Below are 22351 nucleotides of genomic sequence, written 5' to 3' on the forward strand. Positions count from 1 at the left end.
CGGGGACCACGCGGGGCGTCGTCGCCGCGACCGGCGGTGTCGGCGGCACAGGAGATCGCCGTCGTACAGGCCAACAGCGTCGTGGCGATTCGGAGTCGGAGTCGGAGTCGGCGGGGGGAGCAGTAAACGGGCACGGTGGGACGTCCTCGTCCGGGAGCCCGCGGGGCGGGCCGCGACGGTCGGCGGTCGATCGTTGCTGCGTAGAGTACCCACATGACCACGCAGCGTGACAACCCTTCGATGGTTCGCCGGTCCCTGCTCTGTGTGCTGCCCGCGGCGGCGGCCCTGGGGACGTGTCGCTCCGACGCCCCGTCGACCGCCCTCCCGAAACCGCGCGCGGTAGCGGTAGGGGGAGGGCCCGCCGTGCGCGGCGCGGTCGGGGCGGACGGTGCGCGTCAAGCGGGTGTCGATCGCCCGGCGCAGCCGCAGACCCATGCGGTGGTGTCGGTGTACGACCTTGCCCGGGAAGCCGACGCGGCACGGGTGGCTGCTCGGGTGGGGGAGGCCGTCCTGGGGCTGACCGGGAAACCCGCCGAGGTGCTGGGCGTGGAGGGCGGGGACCTGACCGTGACCGTGGGGCTGGGGCCGCGCCTTGTCGGTCCTTCCGGGCGGGGTGTGCCCGGCGGGCTGGAACTGCCGGCCTTCGCCCGTGAGGAACGGACGGCCCGTACGTGGGGCGGTGACCTGCTGGTGCAGGTGTGCGCGAGCGACCCGGTCGTCGTCGCCCTCGCCGACGCGCGTCTTGCGGAGGTCCTCGCCGTCGAGGGGGTGTCGGTCAGGTGGTCGCAGGCGGGCTTCCGGCCGCCGGGCGGCGGTCCCGTCCGCAACCTGCTGGGTTTCCCGGACGGGATCGAGAACCCCCGCACGCACCCCGAGTTGGACCGTGAGGTGTGGCTGGACGGCCCCGGCCCGTTCGCCGACGGGACGATCGCCGTCGTACGGCGGCTGCGCATCGACGTCAGCGGCTTCCTCGCCCAGTCCACCGTCCGCCAGGAGGAGGCGATCGGCCGCCGCAAATCGGACGGCGCACCGCTCAGCGGCGGGGACGCACCGGGCCGGCTCGACCTGTCGGCGAAGACCTCGCGCGGCCGGTACCTGGTGCCGGCCATGGCGCACGCCCGGCGGGCCAATCCGAACGCCACGGGCAGTGGACGGATGCTCCGCCGGGGGTACAGCTACCGCAACGAACCCGGGGACCAGGGGCTGCTCTTCGTGAGCTTCCAGCGCGGGCTGCGGACCTTCACCGCTACGCAGCGGCGCCTGGACGACGGTGACGACCTGATGCGGTTCGTGACGGCCACGGCCTCCGGAGCGTTCTTCGTACCGCCGGCCTTCACCCCCGAACGGCCCCTTGGGGGAAGCCTCTTGGGGGAGTGGGGGTGAATCCGTTCTTCAGCGCCCACTCCGCGATGGGACGGGTCACTCAATAGTGCGAATCGGGCGTCACGCCCTTTCAGGGAAGATCGACAACGAGAAACGATGGGTCACTCAACGTGTTCACTGCTACTGTGCGTGACATTGAGGAGTGTCTTGAAAGCCCTGAGGAAAACCTTGGTGGCAGTCGCCGCCGGCCTCGCGCTGACCACGGGCGTGCTCCAGCAGCCCGCCCTCGGCGTCGATCCCAGCGACGGCACCGTCCGCATCAAAGTCATCCGTGACTCCAACACCAACGGCCGCTACGACAGCGCGACCGAACCCCCGGCAGCCGGCATCACCGTCGAGCTGACCGACGTCGACGGCAACCAGGTCACCGGCGTGACCGGCCCCGACGGAGTCGCGGTCTTCCCGCCGAACACCGTCCTCACCGGCGGCAAGTACTACGTGCGGATGAAGATGCCGGGCGGCTCCTTCCTCCAGCCCACCTTCGGCGCCTCCGGCGGCCTCGCGTCGAACGCGACCGTCGTCGACGTCATCGACGGGGACGCCGAGCTCACCATGGGCGTGCGCAACCCGGCCGACTGGTGCGAGGACAACCCCCGGCTGAGCACCGTCTGCCAGGTCGCCGCCGTCAAGACGGGCGGCGTGCGCACCACGGTGACCTTCAACTTCGACGAACGCGGCGACAGCAACAGCGGCAACACCACCACCCTCGCCACGCGCAACGACACCGGCAACACCTACGGCGTCGCCTACCACCGGCAGCAGCGCCGCATCTTCACCGGCGCCCATGCCAAGCGGCACACCGTCTACGGCCCGGGCGGCCAGGGCGCCATCTACGTCACCCCCCGCAACGGCGGCGCCACGACGCTGTTCACCACCGTCCCCGGCGCCGGCACCACCGCGCACCAGGACTCCGTCCGCCTCGACGGCCCCTTCGTCGGCGTGGTCGGCAAGGAGTCCCTCGGCGACATCGACATCTCCGAGAACGACCGGCAGCTCTACGCCGTCAACCTCAACGACCGACGCCTGTACACGTACAACGCCGGGCAGCCGACCGCCGCGGCGCCGGTGACCTCCGTGGCCATCCCCAATCCGGGCTGCCGGGCCGCGAGCGACTGGAGGCCCTTCGGGCTCGGCGTGCGCGACGGTGTCGTGTACGTCGGTGGTACCTGTTCGGCCGAGTCCACCCAGAACGCGGCCGATCTCCAAGCGGCCGTGTGGACCTACAACCCGGTCACCGCGACCTTCGGTGCGACGCCGCTCCTCACCAAGACCCTCAACTTCCCGCGCGGAGAAGCCGCCGTGGGGACTCCCACGTCCAACCGCTGGTACCCGTGGACGACCAGCGCCGCCACCTTCCCGGCGCCGAGCCAGATCGTCGCCCACCCCGAGCCGATCCTCAGCGACATCGCCATCGAGAGCAACGGCGACATGGTCCTCGGCTTCCGCGATCGCTTCGCCGATATGACCGGCTTCCAGATGGAGCACCCCAACCCCGCCTACGGCGGACTGCACTCCACCATCTCGGGCGGCGACCTCAACCGGGCCTGCCGCAAGCCGGACGGTTCCTTCGAGTGGGAGGGCACCGGAAACTGCCCGAACAACGCCCCGACCCGGCCCAACGGCGGCCAGGCCGCCAACGTCGTCGAGTTCTACCCGGGTGAGAACTGGCCCAACGTCCACCAGGAGGTCGCCCAGGGCGCCATCGGCCTCTCGCTGCGCGAGGGCCGCCTCGCCGGCACCGCCCTGGACCCGACCAACCAGGCCTGGACCGGCGGCATCGGCTTCTTCGACCGCACCACGGGAAGTCGCGGCACGAACACCTTCGAGCACGGCTTCAGCATCCAGAAGCTCAACGACCCGCTCGACGGCGGCTTCGGCAAGGCCAACGGCCTCGGCGACCTCGAAGTCCTCTGCGACGAGCCGGCCGTCCAGATCGGTAGCCGCGTTTGGTACGACCGCAACAAGGGCGGCGCCCAGAGCGTCGACGACGACGAACCGGGCATCCCGGGCGTCACCGTCCAGCTCCTGGCCGAGGACGGCACCCTGATGGCCACCGTCCGCACCGGCGCCGACGGCGCCTACTACTTCGGCCCCGAGCACGGCGTCCGCCCCAACACCAAGTACAAGATCCGCTTCGACAAGTCCACTGCCGACACCAGCGTGATCAACTCGCGCCGCCCGCCCGCCGCCAGCGGCCTCGTCTGGTCGCCCGTGCAGAGCGCCGGCCCCGGCTCCACCGACATCGACTCCGACGCCCTCCCCGAGACCACGAACACCGGCCAGTACGCCGCCGCCGAAGTGACCACAGGCGCACCCGGCACCGTCGACCACACCATCGACGCCGGCCTCTACATCAACCGACTCTGACCCCGCCCGAGGCGTGTCCGTCCCGTCGTAGCGCGCGAGATACCCGCGCTACGACGGCGGCGCACGCAGCATCGGGCACAAGTCGCAGACGAACCCGACCGTCAGTTCATCCGGCCCGAGGAGAAGCCCAGCTTCTCTTGAAGTCGTCGCAGACGTCCGCCTGACCTCGAACGATGCTGCGGAGAACGTCGAGCACGGCGCTGCCGCGGGACGGTGAGCAGAGGTCGTACCCGGAGCGGGCCCTCCCTCGTCCGCGCGACATGCGGCGAGCTGCGCTGCGCCCACCCGGCCGCGGCTGCTCCACCCGGGGTGTCGACGTGTTCACGTCAGATTCACCTGCCCCCGGGATCCTGGGCTCCATGGCCCTCAGTAGACGAGCACTACTGGCACAGGCAGCCGCTTCGGTCACCGCCGTCGCCGCCCCCTCACCCACTGTCGGAGCGGGCGGGGGAGCCGCACCGACCACGACCACGATCCTGCGCGGCACGATCCCGCCCGGCGCACCGGACTTCGTGTACGTGCCGCTGGACGTCCCCTCTGGCGTGCGCGAGTTGCGGGTCTCCTACCGCTACGACAAGCCGCCCACCCCGCCGGGCACGCCGGGAAACGCCCTCGACATCGGCCTGTTCGACGAGCGGGGCACCGCGCTCGGCGGCCGCGGCTTCCGCGGCTGGTCCGGCGGAGCCCGAAGCGAGTTCTTCCTCCGTGCGGACGAAGCCACCCCCGGCTATCTGCCGGGACCGCTGGAACGCGGCCGCTGGCAGATAGCCCTCGGCCCCTACACCGTGGCACCGCAGGGCCTGCCCTACGAGATCACCGTCACGTTCGTCCACGGTGCACCGGCACCTGTCGTCCCCGTGGCCTACCCGCCCCAGCGCATTCCGGGCCGGGGCCGTGCGTGGTATCGCGGGGACTGCCACATCCACTCCGTACACTCCGACGGCCGCCGCACCCCGACCGAGATCATCGCCCTCGCGCGCGCCGCCGGCCTGGACTTCGTCAACACGTCCGAGCACAACACCCACAGTTCCCACGCCGCCTGGGCGGACGCCGCCGACAGTGGGCTCCTCGTACTCACCGGTGAGGAGGTCACCACACGGACCGGCCACGTCCTGGCCGTGGGCACGGACCCGGGCACCTTCATCGACTGGCGCTACCGGGCCCGTGACGGCCGCTTCGCACGATTCGCCCGCGTCGTCCGGCAGGCGGGCGGCCTGGTCGTGCCCGCCCATCCGCACGCCACCTGCATCGGCTGCGCCTGGAAGTTCGGCCTCGGGGAGGCCGACGCCGTGGAAGTGTGGAACGGCCCCTGGACGGCCGATGACGAGGTGTCCCTGGCCTCCTGGGACGCCACCTTGTGCGGGGCGAACGGTGCCCGCTGGCTGCCCGCTCTGGCACACAGCGACTACCACCGCGACCCGGACCGCATCGGGGGACCCCAGACCGTCGTCCTGGCCGACGACCTGTCCCGCGAGTCGATACTGGCGGGGCTGCGCGCCGGACGGGCCTACGCCGCCGAATCCTCGGCCGTCTCCGTGGACTTCACCGCGGTCACCCCGCGGGGGGCCCACGCGGGCATCGGGGAGGGGCTGGCCGTGGCCGGTCCGGACGCGGAGGTCCTCGTACGGCTGTCGGTGACTGGTGCGGAGGGCTGCGAGCTGCGGCTGGTGACGGACCAGGGCCTGGCCCTCACGGTGCCCGCGGCGACGGTCCTCGAATGGCGCACGACACCCGCCCGCACCGCCTACGTCCGCGCCGAAGTCCGACATCCACCCCAGGCGCCGCCCCTCCCCGGGCCGCCGGCCGCCCTCACGAACCCGATCTGGTTGCGCCCCTGACGATCGCGGAAGCCCACCTCCGACCCGGTGGTGGCCCGGTCGGTCGTGCGGTACACCTGGGACCTCTCCCTCGACCAGCTCGCACGCGGCGGCAACGCTTTCGCCCGTCTCGCCACTCGTATGGCGCTGAGGTTCCGAACGAACGGCGCGGAGGTTCAAGTACGTGCCGTGTCGACATTCCTAAGATTCGACGGCAGAGGGGAAACCCGGCTGTTCCTGGGCGGGTACACACCAAGGACGAGAAACTCGTGAATCAAGAGAAGTCCAGCCGGACGGCCGTCATCGCAGGTACCGGCGCCGGCATGGACATCCCCAACAGGGTGATCGGCAATGGCCGGACCGGGCGCGCCCAGGCCCGTCGGATCAAGGCGATCGTTCGCCACCGGGCCACCTCGGTGTCCGTCAGCACCAGCAGCGCGCGCGGTCTGCCTCCGGACGGCCCTGCTCCACTGGAGCCCGCTCGCTGCTGATCAGCCGGTTCCACGCCTTCTGCGCGCCGAGCCCGGAGGCGGCCGAGCGAGGCACGGGGCCGACCTGAAGAGAACCGTCCCAACTCTTCGGCCCCTTCAGTACATGCAAGCAATCAGCTCTTTGATCGTCGAGGAGCTCTTTTCCTGAAACCCGGTGGCCGGACAGTGCTGCCGTGGGAAGCGGAGACATGATGGGCCAGAGTCCTTATGACTATGTCGTTGTGGGAGCGGGAACGGCGGGGTGCGTGATTGCCTCCCGGCTCTCGGAACGCCCCGGCGTGCGGGTGCTGTTGCTGGAGGCGGGAGCCCGGGGCGCGACCGAGGCGATGGCATCTCCTTGGGGGTTCCTGGGGTTCGACCCGTCATCCCTCTGGCTGGGCGCCTCGACCGTGCAGGCCGGTACAGGCAGGGCCGCTGACGTGCTGCGCGGTAAGGCGCTCGGCGGATCGTCGAGCATCAACGGCCTCTACCACCTGCGGGGGCACCGCTCCGGTTACGACGAGTGGCCCGGACTCGGTGCTCCGGGCTGGGGTTTCGACGATCTGCTGCCCTATTTCCGCCGCAGCGAGAGCACCCGCAGCCGTGATGCGTCGGTGCGGGGCACGGACGGGCCGGTCGTGGTCGCCCCGGTTGCGGAACCCCATCCCCTGGCCACGGCGGGCGTCGACGCCGCGGTGCAGGCTGGGTTCACCCGCGCCCGTGACATCGGCGGCGGGCTGGAGACCGGGTTCGGGTGGAGTGACGTGAATCTGCCCGGCGGCGCCCGCCAGAGCGCGGCCGACGCCTACGTCCGTCCGTTCCTCGACCGGCCGAACCTGGACGTCGTCACGGACGCGACCGTGCAGCGGCTGCGCATCACCGCGGGCCGCTGCACCGGCGTCGAGTACACCGTGGGTGGCGAGCCCCTGTCCGTCGACAGCGCCGAGGTCGTATTGACCGCGGGGGCCATCGGTTCCCCGCACCTCCTGATGCTGTCAGGGATCGGCCCGGCACGACACCTCGGCGAACACGGCATCGGCGTCGTCGCCGACCTGCCGGGAGTGGGATCCCATCTGCAGGACCATCCGCTGGCGGGAGTGGTGTACGAGGCCAGCCGGCCCGTACCGTTCGTTCCTGCCAACCCGCCGGCCGAAATGATGGGCCTGCTGTACAGCGACCCCGCCGCGACCCGGCCGGACCTTCAGATCTACATCGTCGCCGCACCGCTCCCGTCGGCATGGGGCCAGCCGCCGGCGGGCGGCTACTCCATCGCCTTCTCCGCGATGGCTCCGCACAGCAGCGGTACCGTGCGCCTGGCGGACGCCGATCCCGCCAGCGCTCCCGTCGTCGACCCCGGCTACCTGAGCGACGACCGTGACCTGGAGGTCATGCGCAAGGGCCTGGCAGTGGCACGCCGCATCGGGGAGGCCGACGCGTTCGCCGACTGGCGCAAGCAGGAAGCGGTGCCGGGCTCCGGGACGAGCGGCGAATCCGTGGAAGAGTTCCTCCGCAAGGCCACCGGCCCCTACTTCCACTTCACCGGCACCTGCCGCATGGGAACCGACGCCGATGCCGTCGTCGACCCTGCGAACCTTCGCGTACACGGGATCGCCGGACTACGGGTCGCCGATGCCTCGGTAATGCCGTCCATCCCCTCGGCCAACACCAACGCGACCGTCTACGCCATCGCCGAACGGGCTGCCGAACTGCTCGACTGAGCGGGCCAATCCAATTGCGTGTGAGTAAACCTTGCCGTTCTTCACATGCATTTGAAGTTAATGGTGAGCCTCTATACCTTCGAGACGAAAGCGCGGGAAGCAACGCGCAGTTCGGCCCCGACCGGCCTCACCACCCCTCCTCAGACAGGAGCACCACCATGCCCGAAACGCTTCAGACCACTGACGTCGTCACCTCCGACGCCGAGCTGCTCGACCGCACCGCGACCGCCGTGCGCGCCGCCGGGGCGGCGCTGCGCGAGCGCTTCGGCGATGTGGTCCGCTACGAGACCCGCGAAGAGCTGATGCACGCGCTCGCCGGCAACGACGACGCGGCCCTCGACATCCTGCGCCCCCGTCTCACGAGCCTGCGCCCGGAGGCCAGTTGGGTGGAGGACGAGCTGGACGGCGGGGCGCTGCCGCCCGGCGAGTGGTGGGTCGTGGACCCGGCCGAAGGCAACGTCAACCACCTGCACGCCCTCCCGGAGTGGGCGGTGACCGCCACCCTCGTACGGGAGAACCAGCCGGTGCTCACCGTGGTCCACCTGCCGTTGACCGGCGAGACCTACACCGCGCTCACCGGCGCCGGCGCCCACCTCGACGGCCGGCCGCTACACGTCTCCGGCACCGCGGACCTCGGCCTGGGCATCGTGGCCACCAGCCAGGCCCGGCCGGACGAGGACGAGAACGTCGTACGGCGCGTCGGCTCTTCGATCACCGCGATGCTCTTCGACGCGCTCGTCGTCCGCACCGCCGTACCCGCGACCCTGCACCTGACGAACGTGGCCGCCGGCCGCATCGACGCCTTCTGGCAGTTCGCCGGCGCCCGGGCGGACCTGCTGCCCGGCGCGCTGCTCGTCACCGAGGCCGGCGGACGGATCTCCGACGCCGAGGGCCGCCCCTGGACCCCGCAGAGCGACAGCTTCCTGGCCGCCGCGCCCGGCGTCCATGCCGAGGCCGTCGCCACGCTCTCCCGCTGACCCCCCCCACATTTCGATCCGCACCCACGCAAGGACCACATCACCATGACCACGATCGCAGTTCTCGGAAACGGCCGCGTCGGCGGCAACCTGGCCACCGCCCTCACCCGGGCCGGGCACGAGGTGACCGTCGCGGACCGCGCGCCGGGGGCCGCCGCCGACGCTGCCCGGACGGCCCGGATCGTCATCAACGCCACCCCGGGCGCCGGCTCCCTGGAACGTCTCGCCGCCCTGCGCGAAGAGCTGCACGGCAAGATCCTCATCGACGTCTCCAACGCCACCGTCGACGGACCGGACGGACTGCCCGCCGACCTCGTCTACCCCGGCTCGAGCCTCGCCGAACAGCTCCAGGAAGCACTCCCCGAAACGCACGTCGTCAAGACGCTCAACACCATGCTCTTCCCGGTGATGACCGCGCCTGCCACGCTCACCCAGCCGCCGACCGCCTTCCTCTCCGGCGAGGACCCGCAGGCCAAGCAGACCGTCCGTGAACTGCTCGTCGACCTCGGCTGGCACAAGGAATGGATCACCGATCTCGGCGGGATCCAGACCGCCCGCGCCACGGAGGCCGCGATCCTGTTCGTACCGCACATCATGAGGTCCACGGGATTCACCCCCTTCGCGATCTCGATCGCCCGCTGACTGTCGAGCCGCGCAAGCTGCGGGTGACCGGAGCCGGCACCGGCACGGATGGGTTCCCGGTGGGACACGATCGCGGCAGGCACGGTCCGACTTGGTGGCGGAGTTGACGTTGACATGAGGTCGTCACACATGAACTCTCCTGAAAATCAGAGTGCCGGCGTCCAGGTCGACGTCCCGGTGCGACAGGCTGATCTCGGCCGAGACGGCCTGGCAAGCACGATCGGCATGGCCCGCTGGCTGGAAGACGCCCGGATTCGGCTGCGGCTGCACCGCTTCGAACGCCTCATCGGTGAGGGTGGGTTCGGCCCGTTCCAGATGCTGCTCGTCGGTCAACGGGTCAGCCGGCTCGCTCCGGCTGGACCAGTCGGTACCCGCGTGCAGGTGCACACCGGCGTTCGCCGGGTGGGGCGCTCCTCCGTCACCTTCGGGCAGGAGGTCGTGGTCGGCGACAAGCGCGTGGGCAGTGGCGACGCGACGGTCGTACTGGGCCCCGCTGCGTTCCCGGATCGGTGACGTCGACTCCAACCAGCACGTCAACTTCATCGCACTGGCCACCTGGTACGACGAGGCGGTCGCCGCATTCACCTTGGACACGATCGGGACGCCCGTCGGGGGCTCGGTGCCGGATCTGCCGCCCTGGTCGTACCAGATCCAGTATCTCGGTGAGGTGACCTACCCGGGCAACTACGAGGTCGCGCTCACGGTCCGTTCCGTCGACACCGGGTCCGTGCACTACGAACTCGGTGTCTTCCGGAGCGGCACCTGCCTGGGCGTGGCCGACGCCATCGGCCCGCCCGGCAAACTGCGCGCGAGTCACTGACCGTTACCTCCGGCGGAAGCCGTGACCGAGGCGGCGAAGAAGTCGGCAGCATCAGCTCTGCCTCTCGATCGCTGCAATGCGAGCCGTCTATAGGAAGATTGGCACGGTGCGCACATGAGTCATGGCGTCGTCCCGCGGAACACGGACACCACAGGACGGCGTTGAAGCAATGGATACGAGAGGGTCGGAGAGGGATGCACGGTACTGGAGCGGAGGTCGACGGCGCGCGCGGGGTGTTCGCAGTGGACTCGACCGCCCCGGGCTCCGCACCGCGGGGACTCGACGTCTTCCGGCGCGGGTGGGAGACGCAGGTCGGCGACGACGTCTTCCAACTGCCGGCCTTCAGCCCGGACACGATCGGTGATTTCCGGGTCAAGGGCAACGTGGCCAAGGTGCACGGCGCGGCGATCGCCGATCTTCACGCCGCGTCGGCAACCCGGACCGCGGACGTCCCGGGCGGCGATCAGGATCTGGTTGCCATGTACGTCGTGCGGCGCGGCGCATGGACTCTGGGCGGCCCGCCCGGTTACGGCGACCAGACCGTGTCGGCCGGGCAGTTCCTCGTCCGGCACCTCGGGGGCCTGACGGCCTTCGAGACGACGGCGCACCTCACGGCGAAGTTCCTCGTCCTGCCCCCCGGCGAGCTCAAACCCCTGCTCGGGACCCGGGCCATCACCGGGCCTGCGGACTCGGCCGAGATGCGCTTGCTGACGGCCCTCACGGACATGATTCACATCACCGTGGCCGACCTCGGCCCGGCCGGTGTGGAAGCTGCCCAAGGCACCCTGATCGAGTTGACCAAGGCGGTGGCGAAGGGCCGGTTCGACGACGTAGAACCCCGGTTGGCTCCCGCGCTCGCCCGGGCAGCCAAGGACCTCGCGGACCGTCGGCTCGCCGATCCCGAACTTTCTCCGGCGATGCTTGCGCGTGAACTCAACGTCTCCGTCCGTACGCTGCACCGGGCATTCGCCGCGGTGGGTGAGCAGGTGACCACCTACGTCCGCCACCGGCGACTGCACGAGGCCCGGCTCGCCCTTGCCTCGCCGTCAGGGCGCCTGAGCATTTCGGAACTCGCCGCACACTGGCAGTTCGCGGACGGCAGTCACTTCACGCGAGCCTTCAAGAAGCACTACGGCCAGACTCCCACCGAGTACGCGCGCTCGGCCGGAGCGGCCTCGCTCTCGCCGAACCGGCAACCGCCGGGCCGCGGGCCGGCCGAAAGCGCGTGACCAGAGGTACGACCACAGTTCACCAGCGAGGGCTGGGATGACAGCCACCTCGCTCACCGCTGCGCCGAGCGGCCCGTTGCCGAGGCGTGACGGGTGATGAGAACCGATACCGGGGATCAGGCAGCGACGAGCTCCTGCTCGCGGTCCGGCGCATCGACCTTGGGCTTCTTGTTCGGCAGCGAGAGCCGGAAGACCTTGTGCCACGCGGAGAACACCTGCTTGGGCAGCGGCCCGGTGACGTACTCCAGCTCGTACTTCTCGAACAGTGCGCGCACCCTCACCGCGACCTCGGCGTACCGGTTGCTCGGCAGGTCCGGGAACAGGTGGTGCTCGATCTGGTGCGACAGGTTGCCGGTCATGAAGTGCATGGCCCTGCTGCCGCTGATGTTCGCCGAGCCCATCATCTGGCGCAGGTACCACTGGCCGCGCGTTTCGCCCTTGATCGACCGGCGCTCGAAGACCTGCACGCCTTCGGGGAAGTGCCCGCACATGATCACGGAGTGGGACCAGATGTTGCGGACCAGGTTCGCGGTGAACGTGGCGGCGAGCGTGGTGAGGAACGACGGGCCCGACAGCAGCGGGTGGATCACGTAGTCCTTGAGCACCTGCTTGCGGATCTTGCGGCCCACGGCCTTGGCCCGTGCGCGGAACTCCGGGTTCTTGCGGCGCTGCTTGTGCAGGTTCTTGCCGAGCTCCAGGTCGTACGCCGCGATGCCGTACTCGAAGAAGCAGGCGTTGATGAAGTTCCACAGCGGCTGGCCGAGGTGGAACGGGTGCCACTTCTGGTCCTCGTCGACGCGCATGATGCCGTAGCCGAGGTCGTTGTCCTTGCCGATCACGTTGGTGTACGTGTGGTGCAGCTCGTTGTGCGAATGCCTCCACTGATCGGACGGCGAGACGTGGTCCCACTCCCAGGTGGTGGAATGGATCTTCGGGTCCCGCATCCAGTCCCACTGGCCGTGCAGGACGTTGTGGCCGATCTCCATGTTGTCCATGATCTTCGCCACGGACAGCCCGGCGGTGCCGATCAGCCAAGCGGGCGGGAAGAACGAGAACAGCAGCACGCCCCTGCTGACCAGCTCGAGCGTGCGCTGCGCCGAGATGACCTTGCGGATGTAGGCGGCGTCCTTCTCGCCTCGGCTGGCGATCACCTCATCGCGGATCGCGTCCAGCTCGCGGCCGAGCTCCTCGATCTGCTCCGCGGTCAGGTGGGCGGTGGGGTCGATGGCGGTCAAGGTGCTCCTACCGTTCGATGTCGCAGGTGCCCGCCGCGGCGGACACACAGGTCTGGATGAGGACGCCCGGCTCTGCCTCGGTGATCTCGCCGGTGCGCAGGTCGCGGACGGCGCCCGCCCTGAGCGGCGTGACGCAGCCGAAGCAGATGCCCATACGACACCCGGACGGCATGAGCACTCCGGCCTCCTCGCCGACGTCCAACAACGGCGTGGCGCCGTCCGCGTCGACGGTCTTGCCGGTGGCGCTGAACGTGACCTCGCCGCCATCACCGGCGACGACGATGCTGGGGCGGAAGCGTTCGGTGTGCAGGCGCTCTTCGACGCCGTGTTCGCTCCAGAATTCCTCGGCGGCGTCGAGCAGGCCCGCTGGCCCGCAAGCCCAGGTCTCGCGATCGGCCCAGTCGGGTACCAGTTCGTCGAGACGGGCGATGTCGAGCACGCCGTCCGTGTCGGTGTGCACCTCGGTGAGCCGCAGCTTCTCGTCCGCGACCAGGTCGTGCAGTTCGTTGCGGAAGATCACGTCTTGCGGCTGTGGCGCGCAATGGACCATGACGACGTCGTCGAACTCGACGTCACGCAGCATGCCCATCACGGGCGTGATGCCGCTGCCGGCCGTCAAGTAGAGCACCTTGGCGGGCTGGGCCTTCGGCAGTACGAAGTCACCGGTCGGCTGGTCGAGCTGGACCAGCGTGCCCGGTTTCGCCCTGTGGACCAGGTGGTTGCTGACCTTGCCGTCCGGGATCGCCTTCACGGTGATCGTGACGCGGCCGTCCTGGCGGTTCGTCGGCGAGGTGATGGAGTAGGCACGCCACAGGCGCCTCCCGTCGACGTCGACCCCGATCCGCACGTACTGACCGGCCGTGTGACCGCGCCAGCCCCTTCCCGGCCTGATCACGATGGTCGCGGCGTCACCCGTCTCGGGGTGCACGGCCTCGATGCGCCCACGCAGGTCAGCGCCCGCACGCAGCGGGCTGACCAGGTCGAGGTAGTCCGACGGCAGCAGCGGCGTCGTGATCATCTCCAGCAGTTTCCACGCCCCACTGCGGAGGGCTGCACTCGTCATGACCCCAGCTTGATGCGCCTCAGGGCGTAAAGTCCTGACCGCAAGACGTAAATTTCGTAGGCTGAATTGTTCGCAGGGAATAAAACATGAGCCATCCAATCCGGAGGGTCACCGAACTGGCCCTGGATCGGACAACGGTCACCGCGCTTCGGGCCGCGCTGAAGACCACCGCCGACGAGGTCGTCCAGGCGATCATCGACGAGGTCCCTCCCTACGCCAACGCCCTTTCGGGCCGCATGGGCGTCACCATCCGCCGGGCGGTCCGCACCGCCCTGGGGCACTATCTGGACCTCGCGAGCGGGAACGCCACTGGCGGCGACGCCGGTGACGCGGCCTACGAGCTGGGCCGCGGCGAGGTGCGCGACGGGCGTTCGATGGACGCCCTGCTCAGCGCCTACCGCGTCGGCGCCCGCGTGGCCTGGCGATGCCTGGCAGCGGGTGCCGTACCCGCAGGTCTGCCTGCCGCCGAGGTCGCCAAGTTCGCCGAGCTGACCTTCGCCTACATCGACGAGCTCTCCGCCGCGAGCGCCGCGGGCCACGCCGACGAACTGGCCGCCCGGGGCCGGGACCACGAGCGCCACCTGGAACACCTGGCCCGCGACCTCCTCGCCGGCGCGAGCCCGGACGTGCTGATGGCCTCCGTTCAACGGGCCGGGTGGCAGCCTCCGGTTTCGCTGACCGCCGTCTTGCTGCCCGCCGCCCAGGCCCGGCCTGCCTACCGCGCGCTCGACCCGAGCACCCTCGTCCTCGACGATCTGCCGGACGCCTTCGGTGTGCTGCTCGTCCCCGATGCCGACCGGTCGCACCTCTTGCGGCAGCTGACCGACCGCACCGCCGTGGTCGGCCCGGCCCGGCCATGGACTCGTGCGTCCGCCTCGTACGAACGAGCCGCACGCGCGCGCTCCCTCTCCTGCGATATCCGCGACACCGAGGACCACCTGCCCGAGCTGGTGCTGAGCGCCGACGTGGACGCGTACGCAGACCTGCGGGCCCGAGCCCTCGCACCGTTGCGGACCTTGCCCGTCGCGACCGCACGGCGGCTGGAGGAGACGTTGCGGGCGTGGCTGCTGCACCAGGGCAGGCGGGACGAGGTGGCGGCGGCCTTGTTCGTCCATCCCCAGACCGTTCGGTACCGGATGTCGCAGCTCCGGGAGCTGTTTCCGGATCTCGCATCGCCACACCGGGTCCTCGAGCTGACACTGGCGGTCGGTCTTCGGGTCAGCTGACGCGTACTTCGACCGTCCGCGACCGAGTTCGCGGGACCGCGTCAGCCAGGGCGTGCCACCCGCCCGGTGAGCTGGGCCTGGTCCGCGACCGACAACCGTGTCGAGCGGGTCGCGCCGACGGCGCCTGACGGGCGAAAGTCCAGGTCAGGCGCCATCGGAGTACCTCACCGCTGAAGGTCAGCACCGCCTGCGTGCGCCGGTCCCGTTCGGCGGTCACCGGCTGACGTCCGCCCTCCAGGTCGATGACGGAGGGACGACGGTGACCAATGGCGGCGTGCTGATCACTCCACACGCCTTCGGCGTCGGGACCGCGGCACGCCCTCGTCTGGGTCATGGCGTCGACGATGGCGCGCTCCATGCGCCGGGGCGGACGGCCGCCCCGATCGCGGTGTGGCTAGGAGGCCTCGGGCCACGCGTACCTTCCGGCCCAGTGGGCCCAGGCCACGAGGACCATCAGGACGGCTGCCAGTCCGCCCAGGACCATGACTGCGGAGGGCGAGGAGCGGTCGAGGACAGCCCCTCCGACCAAGGCTCCGATGGAGATCGTGGCCTGGAAGGAGGCGGTGAAGAGGACCGAGGACGCCTCGGGGGAGTCCGGGGCGGCCTTGGAGAACCAGGTCTGGGAGCAGACCGGGACAGCGCCGTAGGCGACGCCCCAGACGACCAGCAGTGCCACTGCGCCGGCATCCGAGTGCCCCAGGACGGGCAGGAGGAGGGTCGCGCCGGCGATCAGCGCGGCGGCCGTGGCGAAGGTGGACCGCGGGTAGCGTCCCGCCGTGGCTCCGCCCAGGAAGTTGCCGGCGATGCCGGCCGCTCCGTAGACGAGCAGGTAGACCGTGATGAGACCCGAACTGACACGGGTCACCTGCTCCAGGAACGGGGTGACGTAGGTGTACGTGCCGAAGTGGGCGAGCACGACGAGGAAGGTCATGACCAGGGCGAAGCGGGTGTTGACGCTTCGGAGCATTCCACCGAGGACGTCGAGGCGCGTCGCCTGGCCGGAAGGCAGGGGCGGGACGACCACGAGCAGCAGCACGAGGACGGCCAGCGTGAAGCCGCCCATGACGAGGAACGCCGTCCGCCAGCCCGCGATGTCACCGATGAACGTGCCCAGCGGCACGCCGAGTACGGAGCCGAGCGGTACGGCGGAGAAGATCACCGAGGTCGCGCGGCCCACGGACTTCGCGGGAACCAGCTGGCTGGCGAGCCCGGCGCCGATGGACCAGAATCCGCCGATGGTGATGCCCACCATGACGCGGGAGATCAGGACCAGCCAGTAGCTCGAGGCGACGGCGGCCAGGAAGTTGGCCAGCGCCAGCAGCAGGATGAACACACCCAGCATGACCCGCCGGTCGATCCGCCCTGTGGCCACGGTGACCACGGGGGCCGAGACCGCGGCGAGGAATCCTGGCATAGTCATCATGAGACCAGCCATTCCGTCCGAAATGGTGAAACTCGATCCGATCGACGTGAGAAGGCCGATCGGAAGAATCTCGGTCGTGACGATGGAGAAGATCCCTAGCATTACCGAAATGACGGCCAGCCAGGAGGCGAACGGCGAGCGGTCCGCCGGTGCGGGGGATTGGACAGAAGTGGTGGTTGCTGTGGACATGAATCCCGTCCTGAGTTGGGCATCACATGCAGAGTTGCGTGATCTCTAGCCCAGCAGGAACGGGCACCATCTTCTGGCAGGTTACCGACACCAACAACCGGCCCCTTGAGGCGTCGAGAGTGATCCGGCTGCACCCGAAGAATCACCAGTTCCGGTGTTTCAGTAGGTCAATGGGTTTCTTCACGTGTCGGATCGGGTCGTTCGTCATGATGCGGCGCGCGGGAGGCGCTGCGTGGCTCGCGACGACCTGGCCAAGTCGAGAAACCGTCCGCGCAGGAAAATCGTCGCGTGAAGGTTCACGTCGCGAACTTGCCAGACTGCGACTCGATTCGATGTTGTTCTGGTTCTCCCGCGTCGCATCTCGTGCCGCTGCGCCGCCACAGTGGGCGTGTCGGTCCGACGAGGTCGTCTGCTGAATTGAGGAGAAGAGTGTTCGAGCCTGAAGAGGTAATCCGAAAGAACGTGCAGGAGAAGGCGGCGGGACTCGACCGCGACGGTGTCTCCGCACAGAAGCGAGAGGCGCAACGCAGGTACGATGCCAGCATGCCGGGGTATTGCGTCGAGCTGGTCATGCGACGGGAACAGCTGGACGAGTACGTCAAGGAATGGCAGCGCGTACTTGACGAGATGACCGAGCGCGGCATCGAACGCTTCCTCCCCGTCGACGAGAAGGCCTGACGGGACGACACCGTCCGCATCCGATCCGTCGTGCACTGCGCACCGGACGCCGGACAGGAGCATGCGCGAGGCCGGGGCGCACCTGCGCGGATGCCCCGGTCGGATGGTTCAGGACGGCAGCCCCCAGGGCTGAGTTCAGGCACTTTCTCTCGTACCGCTAGAAGAATCCCAGCAAGATCAGCAACAGCTGGTGGGGCCCCGGCGTCTCGCAGTCCGCCGACGGGGAGTGGATAGAGGCGCGCTTCAACGAACCCACCCGCCTGCTGGACATCCTGATCACGTCCGGCATCTCCACCAAGGCTTCGGACCTCTCCGAGGCCGCGCTGCCGCACCGCATGGACGCGATCATCATCACGGCCGACGGGAAGCAGACCACGCGCCAGATCACACTCGACCAGGTGAGCGGGCCGCAACAGCGCAAGTTCCGGGCGCAGAACGTCGTCAGCGTCAGGTTCGTCATCCGCTCGGCGTTCAACGTGGGCGCCGAGAGGCAGGTCTCGATAGCCGAGATCGAGTTCTTCACCCGCGCCACGACCAGCGGTACCTAATGTTCTGAGTCGCGAGTTCCGTTCAGATGCGAGGGCTTGGCCCAACTCGGCGCCCCACCGCAGGCGGCGGGGCGCCGAGTTGGCCCGGTCTTCTGCGTGGACGAGATGCCCGTGACGGGTCCGGAAGTGCTGGTCAGATGCGGCATAGGCGTGGGAGAAGAGCGCTTCGAGCGGGTCAAGGCAAGGCGCCTGACGGCAGAAAGGCCAGGTCAGGCGCCCTTCCTCGTGCCTCTAGAAGAAGCCGAGGCGCTTCGGCGAGTAGGAGACCAGCATGTTTTTGGTCTGCTGGTAGTGCTCCAGCATCATCTTGTGGGTCTCGCGGCCGATGCCCGACTGCTTGTATCCGCCGAAGGCGGCGTGTGCCGGGTAGGCGTGGTAGCAGTTCGTCCAGACGCGGCCCGCCTGGATCGCGCGGCCCGCGCGGTAGGCGGTGTTGATGTCCCGCGTCCAGACGCCCGCGCCCAGGCCGTAGGCCGTGTCGTTCGCGATCCGTAGGGCGTCGTCGAAGTCCTGGAACGAGGTCACCGACACCACCGGCCCGAAGATCTCCTCCTGGAAGATCCGCATCCGGTTGTCGCCCTCGAAGATGGTCGGTTGGACGTAGAAGCCACCCGCAAGGTCACCTTCCAGGTGCCGGCGCTCGCCGCCCGTGAGGATCTTCGCGCCCTCCCGCTGGCCGATCTCCACGTACGACAGGACCTTCTTCAGCTGCTCCTCCGAGGCCTGCGCCCCGATCATCGTGTCCGTGTCCAGGGGGTGCCCCGGCACGATCAGTTCGGTACGGGCCACCGCCGCGTCGAGGAAGTCCCCGTACCGGCCCTGCTCGATCAGCGCGCGCGACGGGCTCGTGCACACCTCGCCCTGGTTGAGGGCGAACATGGTGAAGCCCTCCAGGGCCTTGTCCCGCAGGTCGTCGTCCGTCGACCAGATGTCGTCGAAGAAGAGGTTCGGGCTCTTGCCGCCGAGTTCCAGGGTGACCGGCTTCAGGTGCTCGGCCGCGTACTGCATGATCAGCCGGCCGGTGGCGGTCTCCCCCGTGAAGGCGATCTTCGCCACCCGAGGGCTGGACGCGAGCGGCTTGCCCGCCTCCTCCCCGAAGCCGTTGACGATGTTGACCACGCCCGGCGGCAGCAGGTCCGCCACCAGGCCCAGCCAGTAGTGCACCGACACCGGGGTCTGCTCGGCCGGCTTCAGCACCACCGTGTTCCCGGCCGCCAGCGCCGGGGCCAGCTTCCACACCGCCATCAGGATCGGGAAGTTCCACGGGATGATCTGTCCGACCACGCCCAGCGGTTCGTGGAAGTGGTAGGCGACGGTGTCGTCGTCGATCTGGCTCAGCGCGCCCTCCTGCGCGCGCAGGGCTCCCGCGAAGTACCGGAACTGGTCGACGGCCAGGGGCAGGTCGGCCGCCAGGGTCTCCCGCACCGGCTTGCCGTTCTCCCAGGTCTCCGCGACCGCGAGGGCCTCCAGGTGCTGCTCCGTCCGGTCCGCGATGCGCAGCAGGATCGACGCCCGCTCGGTGACCGACGTACGCCCCCACGCGGGCGCCGCCGCGTGGGCCGCGTCCAGCGCCCGCTCCACGTCCTCGGCCGTGCCCCGGGCGACCTCCGTGAAGACCTGGCCGTTGACGGGGGAGGGGTTCTCGAAGTACCGGCCGCGGGCGGGCGGAACGTACTCGCCGCCGATGAAGTGGTCGTAGCGGGACGCGTACGACATGAGCGCCCCCTCGGTACCGGGCGCAGCGTAGCGGGCCATGGTGTCCTCCCCTTGCCGGGCGCCGGCCGCCGTCGGACAGCGCTCGGGCCGAGGCTAGGAGCGGGCAGGTTGCGGATACGTTGCACGCCGCCGTCCGCCGGGGTCAGGGCGCGCGCCGAGCTCCCGGTCCAGGGCGTGCACGCGGGCCAGCGCGGCCGGTCGGCGCTCCGGGGGCAGCGCGGCCGCCAGCGCCCGCCACGCCTGCGGGTCGTCCGCGCCCCACGGGCTGCACACCCAGTCGGTCAGCAGCCCGGTATCCGCCCGCGCGATCACGGCCGCCCGCGCCTGGTCCTCGATCCGGCGCCGCAGCCGGACGATGCCCGGCGCGGTGGAGCCCGGCAGCAGGGGGCCGGGGTAGTGGTGGAGGGCCGCGGACACCGCCCCGGCGGCCAACTGCCGTGTCAGGAGGGTGAAATCCGCCCCCAACGGACCGGCCGTGCGATACGGGCGCGAAAGCGGCGCCGACGGCCCCAGCAGGGCGCGCAGCCGGGAGATCTCTGCGCGCAACGTCACCGGTGACACCGACTCGTCCTCGTACAGGGCGATCGCCAGCTCCTCGCCGGACAAGCCCTCGGGATGGTGCGCGAGCAGCGCCATGATCTCACTGTGCCGCCGCCCGAGCCGGAACTTGCGACCGGCGGTGACCAGCAGTGCCTCGTCCCGGCCGAGGGCGGCGAGGGTGTCCCCGGCGGCCGGCGCATCCGGTTCGAGCAGGGTCAACTGGGCTTCCGCCGCCCGGGCCACCGCCCGTACGAAGCCGAGGGAGTGCGGGTGGGCCAGGCCGTCGCCCCCGGTGATGTCCACCGCGCCCAGCAGCCTGCCCGTCCGCGGATCGCGCACCGGGGCCGCCGCGCAGGTCCACGGGTGCACCCGGCGGCTGAAGTGCTCGGCCCCGAAGACCTGCACGGGCTCGCCCGTCGCGACCGCCGTCCCCGGCGCGTTGGTCCCCATCGCCGACTCCGCCCAGCGCGCACCCGGGACGAAGCCGAGGCCCTCGGCCCTGCGCAGGGTTCCCGGCTCGCCCTCCACCCACAGCAGGCTGCCCCGTGCGTCGCACACCGCCAGCAGATGCGCCCCGTGCGCGGCGAACGCCCCCACGAGATCCCGGAACAGCGGCATCACCCGGGCCAGCGGGTGCTCCTCGCGGTACGAGCGCAGCTCTGCCTCCGCGAGCTCCACCCGGGGTGCGCACTCCGGGCTGAGCCGGGCCCGCGCGCACCGCCGCCAGGATCGTGCGATGACCGCCCGGACCGGGCCCTCGACCCGCCCGTCCCGGGTGAACGCGGCATGGGCCCGCCGCAGTTCGCGCGTGCGCGCGGCCGGATCGGCCCCGCCGGCCAGCGCCACCGACGGATCGCCCATGTCACCCTCCCGAGGTGCCGCGGTACGGAGCAACGCAGCTGCCGAGTTGCCGAACTGCGGAGTTGCCGAGCTACGGCGCTACGGAGCTGCGGAGCGTCCCCATCGTCGTCCCGGTACCGGGTCCCGGCAAGCCGTACGTCGGCCAGGGCGCCGGCGGTACGCGGCCAGCGCGGGCCGAAACCTCATGGGGCGGGATCGGCCTCCAGCGCCGAGGCCGGGTCCGGGGCGGAGGGCCCCGACGGGATCCACCGACCCGCCGCGCGACGGTACGGCCACCAGCGCCCCTCCCGGCCCAGCCGGAGCTGGCGGTCGGTGCCCGCCTCCGTCCAGCGGGCGCGGACCCGGCGGAGCACCGGAGCCTCCTCGTCCGCCCAGGCTGAGGCCAGGGCCGATCCGGCACGGGCCAGTTCGCTCCGGCCCGGCGTCCAGTCGTCCTCCAGCGCCGCCAGACCCGGGGCCGCGCCGAAGCCCCAGGCGCGTACGGCCAGTTCCATCTCGGCCCGGCTGCGCCCGGTAGCCGCCGCCAGGCGGGAGCGGACCCGGAAGTCACCGGTCTCCGCGGCGAGTCGTACGGCGTCTTCGGCGCGCGTGAGCGGGGCCGCCGGGGCACGGTCGGCGTGTCCCGGAGCCAGCGCCTCCGCGAGCCGCCGATGGGCCTCGGTCGCGGCCGCCCGTGCCAGGAACTCCACCGCGTCCACGTCGAGTCCCGTTTCCGCTTCGGTCTCCGTGTCCAGGGTCGGGGGATGGCCCGGCGCCCGTGGCAGCCCCGGCAGTGGGGGCAGGGCAGGACGGGCAGCGCCCGCCGCGAAGACCTCCGCCGCCGGGACCCCCTCGTCGGCGGGCGCCTGCGGAGCGTCTGCGTCAGCTTTCGCCTCCGCCGTGCTCCGCTCCGCCAGTTCGTCCACCAGCTCGCGCTCGCCCCGGCCCCGCAGGAGCAGCAGCACGAACGGGTCCTGGTCCAGCAGCCGGGCCACCTGGTAGCAGAGTGCGGCCGTGTGCGGGCAGTGGTCCCACTCGCCGCAGTCGCAGCGCGGGTCGAGGTCCCCTATGCCAGGCAGCAGCTCCACCCCGGCCGCGGCCGCGTCCTCGGCGAGTTCCGGCGGCACTTCCCGGTCGAGCAGCGCCGCGATGTGCCCGGCCTCCGCGGCGGCCAGATCCAGCAGGCGATCCCATTCCGCTTCCGTGAACTCCTGCACCAGCACGTCCGTCCGGTGCGCCGACCCGTCCGGATCGCGCACCACCGCGGTGAGCCCGCCGGGGCGCACCGACACCGCGCCGACGGCGCCCGCGCGCGCGTACCGGCGACCCTGCTTGACGTGCTTCCCGTCCAGCGCGCTGTCCTCCAGGGCGCGCAGCCAGGCATGGCCCCACCAGGTGTCGGCGAACGCGCGGCCGTGGGTGGGCGGCACGACCGGGAAGGTCTTCTCGTAGGGGTCTCGGGTGTTCATC

Annotated in this window: 21 protein-coding genes; 13 read left to right on the forward strand and 8 right to left on the reverse strand. The window is 70.5% G+C overall.

Annotation, left to right across the window (positions count from 1 at the left end; genetic code table 11):
* Positions 1-213 precede the first annotated feature (213 nt).
* The 7 genes from OG386_RS36795 to OG386_RS36825 all read left to right on the forward strand — a co-directional run bounded on the left by OG386_RS36795 (position 214) and on the right by OG386_RS36825 (position 9374).
* Positions 214-1383 carry a Dyp-type peroxidase gene (locus OG386_RS36795; protein ID WP_328791694.1) on the forward strand — a complete coding sequence of 390 codons (1170 nt, stop codon included), beginning with the start codon at positions 214-216 and terminating at the stop codon, positions 1381-1383.
* A gap of 171 nt (positions 1384-1554) precedes the next feature.
* The gene (locus OG386_RS36800) at positions 1555-3750 is read left to right on the forward strand and encodes an SdrD B-like domain-containing protein (protein ID WP_328791695.1); all 2196 of its coding nucleotides are present in this window, start codon (positions 1555-1557) and stop codon (positions 3748-3750) included.
* 359 nt (positions 3751-4109) lie between these two features.
* On the forward strand, positions 4110-5588 hold the full coding sequence (locus OG386_RS36805; RefSeq protein ID WP_328791696.1) for a CehA/McbA family metallohydrolase: 1479 nt from the start codon (positions 4110-4112) through the stop codon (positions 5586-5588).
* Between the two features lie 248 nt (positions 5589-5836).
* Positions 5837-6058, forward strand: a complete 222-nt coding sequence (locus tag OG386_RS36810; protein ID WP_328791697.1) for a hypothetical protein — start codon at positions 5837-5839, stop codon at positions 6056-6058.
* Between the two features lie 191 nt (positions 6059-6249).
* Complete coding sequence (locus OG386_RS36815) at positions 6250-7755, forward strand: GMC family oxidoreductase (protein WP_328793489.1); 1506 nt, start codon at positions 6250-6252, stop codon at positions 7753-7755.
* A 158-nt stretch (positions 7756-7913) separates the two neighbouring features.
* A complete protein-coding gene (locus OG386_RS36820; RefSeq protein ID WP_328791698.1) occupies positions 7914-8732 on the forward strand; it encodes an inositol monophosphatase family protein in 819 nt (272 codons plus the stop codon).
* A gap of 45 nt (positions 8733-8777) precedes the next feature.
* On the forward strand, positions 8778-9374 hold the full coding sequence (locus tag OG386_RS36825) for an NADPH-dependent F420 reductase (RefSeq protein ID WP_328791699.1): 597 nt from the start codon (positions 8778-8780) through the stop codon (positions 9372-9374).
* A gap of 123 nt (positions 9375-9497) precedes the next feature.
* On the opposite strand, the gene OG386_RS36830 is transcribed toward OG386_RS36825, so the two are convergent.
* Entirely contained in the window at positions 9498-9707 is a 210-nt protein-coding gene (locus OG386_RS36830; RefSeq protein ID WP_328791700.1) for a hypothetical protein, read from the reverse strand.
* Between the two features lie 130 nt (positions 9708-9837).
* Here OG386_RS36830 and OG386_RS36835 point away from each other — a divergent pair, with 130 nt between their 5' ends.
* Positions 9838-10194: a hypothetical protein gene (locus OG386_RS36835; RefSeq protein WP_328791701.1), complete on the forward strand. Its 357-nt coding sequence runs from the start codon at positions 9838-9840 to the stop codon at positions 10192-10194.
* Positions 10195-10388: 194 nt separating this feature from the next.
* Positions 10389-11423, forward strand: coding sequence for a helix-turn-helix domain-containing protein (locus OG386_RS36840; RefSeq protein ID WP_328791702.1), 1035 nt, complete (start codon positions 10389-10391; stop codon positions 11421-11423).
* A 116-nt stretch (positions 11424-11539) separates the two neighbouring features.
* On the opposite strand, the gene OG386_RS36845 is transcribed toward OG386_RS36840, so the two are convergent.
* A complete protein-coding gene (locus OG386_RS36845; RefSeq protein ID WP_328791703.1) occupies positions 11540-12658 on the reverse strand; it encodes a fatty acid desaturase family protein in 1119 nt (372 codons plus the stop codon).
* Positions 12659-12665: 7 nt separating this feature from the next.
* A complete protein-coding gene (locus OG386_RS36850) occupies positions 12666-13721 on the reverse strand; it encodes a ferredoxin reductase (RefSeq protein WP_328791704.1) in 1056 nt (351 codons plus the stop codon).
* Between the two features lie 86 nt (positions 13722-13807).
* On the opposite strand from OG386_RS36850, the gene OG386_RS36855 reads away from it, so the two are divergent.
* A complete protein-coding gene (locus OG386_RS36855; RefSeq protein WP_328791705.1) occupies positions 13808-14947 on the forward strand; it encodes a PucR family transcriptional regulator in 1140 nt (379 codons plus the stop codon).
* On the opposite strand, the gene OG386_RS36860 is transcribed toward OG386_RS36855, so the two are convergent.
* Together OG386_RS36860 and OG386_RS36865 are read right to left on the reverse strand one after the other, a co-directional pair.
* Positions 14940-15305, reverse strand: a complete 366-nt coding sequence (locus tag OG386_RS36860) for a hypothetical protein (RefSeq protein ID WP_328791706.1) — start codon at positions 15303-15305, stop codon at positions 14940-14942. The two genes, OG386_RS36855 and OG386_RS36860, sit on opposite strands and share 8 nt — an antisense overlap.
* Positions 15306-15341: 36 nt before the next feature.
* Positions 15342-16472, reverse strand: a complete 1131-nt coding sequence (locus tag OG386_RS36865) for an MFS transporter (protein ID WP_328793490.1) — start codon at positions 16470-16472, stop codon at positions 15342-15344.
* On the opposite strand from OG386_RS36865, the gene OG386_RS36870 reads away from it, so the two are divergent.
* The 3 genes from OG386_RS36870 to OG386_RS47055 all read left to right on the forward strand — a co-directional run bounded on the left by OG386_RS36870 (position 16369) and on the right by OG386_RS47055 (position 17785).
* Positions 16369-16608, forward strand: a complete 240-nt coding sequence (locus OG386_RS36870; RefSeq protein WP_328793588.1) for a hypothetical protein — start codon at positions 16369-16371, stop codon at positions 16606-16608. The genes OG386_RS36865 and OG386_RS36870 overlap by 104 nt on opposite strands.
* 380 nt (positions 16609-16988) lie before the next feature.
* Positions 16989-17237, forward strand: coding sequence for a hypothetical protein (locus OG386_RS36875; RefSeq protein ID WP_328791707.1), 249 nt, complete (start codon positions 16989-16991; stop codon positions 17235-17237).
* Positions 17238-17413: 176 nt separating this feature from the next.
* Positions 17414-17785: an NADase-type glycan-binding domain-containing protein gene (locus tag OG386_RS47055; RefSeq protein WP_443053330.1), complete on the forward strand. Its 372-nt coding sequence runs from the start codon at positions 17414-17416 to the stop codon at positions 17783-17785.
* Positions 17786-18016: 231 nt separating this feature from the next.
* On the opposite strand, the gene exaC is transcribed toward OG386_RS47055, so the two are convergent.
* The 3 genes from exaC to OG386_RS36895 all read right to left on the reverse strand — a co-directional run bounded on the left by exaC (position 18017) and on the right by OG386_RS36895 (position 22350).
* Positions 18017-19540, reverse strand: a complete 1524-nt coding sequence (gene exaC, locus OG386_RS36885; protein WP_328791709.1) for an acetaldehyde dehydrogenase ExaC — start codon at positions 19538-19540, stop codon at positions 18017-18019.
* Positions 19541-19594: 54 nt separating this feature from the next.
* The gene (locus OG386_RS36890) at positions 19595-20902 is read right to left on the reverse strand and encodes a GAF domain-containing protein (protein ID WP_328791710.1); all 1308 of its coding nucleotides are present in this window, start codon (positions 20900-20902) and stop codon (positions 19595-19597) included.
* 182 nt (positions 20903-21084) lie between these two features.
* A complete protein-coding gene (locus OG386_RS36895) occupies positions 21085-22350 on the reverse strand; it encodes an SWIM zinc finger family protein (protein WP_328791711.1) in 1266 nt (421 codons plus the stop codon).
* Position 22351: the final 1 nt, after the last annotated feature.

Source organism: Streptomyces sp. NBC_00273 (assembly GCF_036178145.1).
Classification (GTDB): Bacteria; Actinomycetota; Actinomycetes; order Streptomycetales; family Streptomycetaceae; genus Streptomyces.

Coding starts and splice junctions, on each gene's coding strand:
- OG386_RS36840 (WP_328791702.1), top strand. CDS start 10,389: ATGCACGGTACTGGAGCGGAGGTCGACGGCGCGCGCGGGGTGTTCGCA.
- OG386_RS36870 (WP_328793588.1), top strand. CDS start 16,369: ATGAGACCAGCCATTCCGTCCGAAATGGTGAAACTCGATCCGATCGAC.
- exaC (WP_328791709.1), bottom strand. CDS start 19,540: ATGGCCCGCTACGCTGCGCCCGGTACCGAGGGGGCGCTCATGTCGTAC.
- OG386_RS36865 (WP_328793490.1), bottom strand. CDS start 16,472: ATGCTAGGGATCTTCTCCATCGTCACGACCGAGATTCTTCCGATCGGC.
- OG386_RS36855 (WP_328791705.1), top strand. CDS start 13,808: ATGAGCCATCCAATCCGGAGGGTCACCGAACTGGCCCTGGATCGGACA.
- OG386_RS36815 (WP_328793489.1), top strand. CDS start 6,250: ATGGGCCAGAGTCCTTATGACTATGTCGTTGTGGGAGCGGGAACGGCG.
- OG386_RS36825 (WP_328791699.1), top strand. CDS start 8,778: ATGACCACGATCGCAGTTCTCGGAAACGGCCGCGTCGGCGGCAACCTG.
- OG386_RS36895 (WP_328791711.1), bottom strand. CDS start 22,350: ATGAACACCCGAGACCCCTACGAGAAGACCTTCCCGGTCGTGCCGCCC.
- OG386_RS36805 (WP_328791696.1), top strand. CDS start 4,110: ATGGCCCTCAGTAGACGAGCACTACTGGCACAGGCAGCCGCTTCGGTC.
- OG386_RS36890 (WP_328791710.1), bottom strand. CDS start 20,902: ATGGGCGATCCGTCGGTGGCGCTGGCCGGCGGGGCCGATCCGGCCGCG.
- OG386_RS36850 (WP_328791704.1), bottom strand. CDS start 13,721: ATGACGAGTGCAGCCCTCCGCAGTGGGGCGTGGAAACTGCTGGAGATG.
- OG386_RS36795 (WP_328791694.1), top strand. CDS start 214: ATGACCACGCAGCGTGACAACCCTTCGATGGTTCGCCGGTCCCTGCTC.
- OG386_RS36820 (WP_328791698.1), top strand. CDS start 7,914: ATGCCCGAAACGCTTCAGACCACTGACGTCGTCACCTCCGACGCCGAG.
- OG386_RS36860 (WP_328791706.1), bottom strand. CDS start 15,305: ATGGAGCGCGCCATCGTCGACGCCATGACCCAGACGAGGGCGTGCCGC.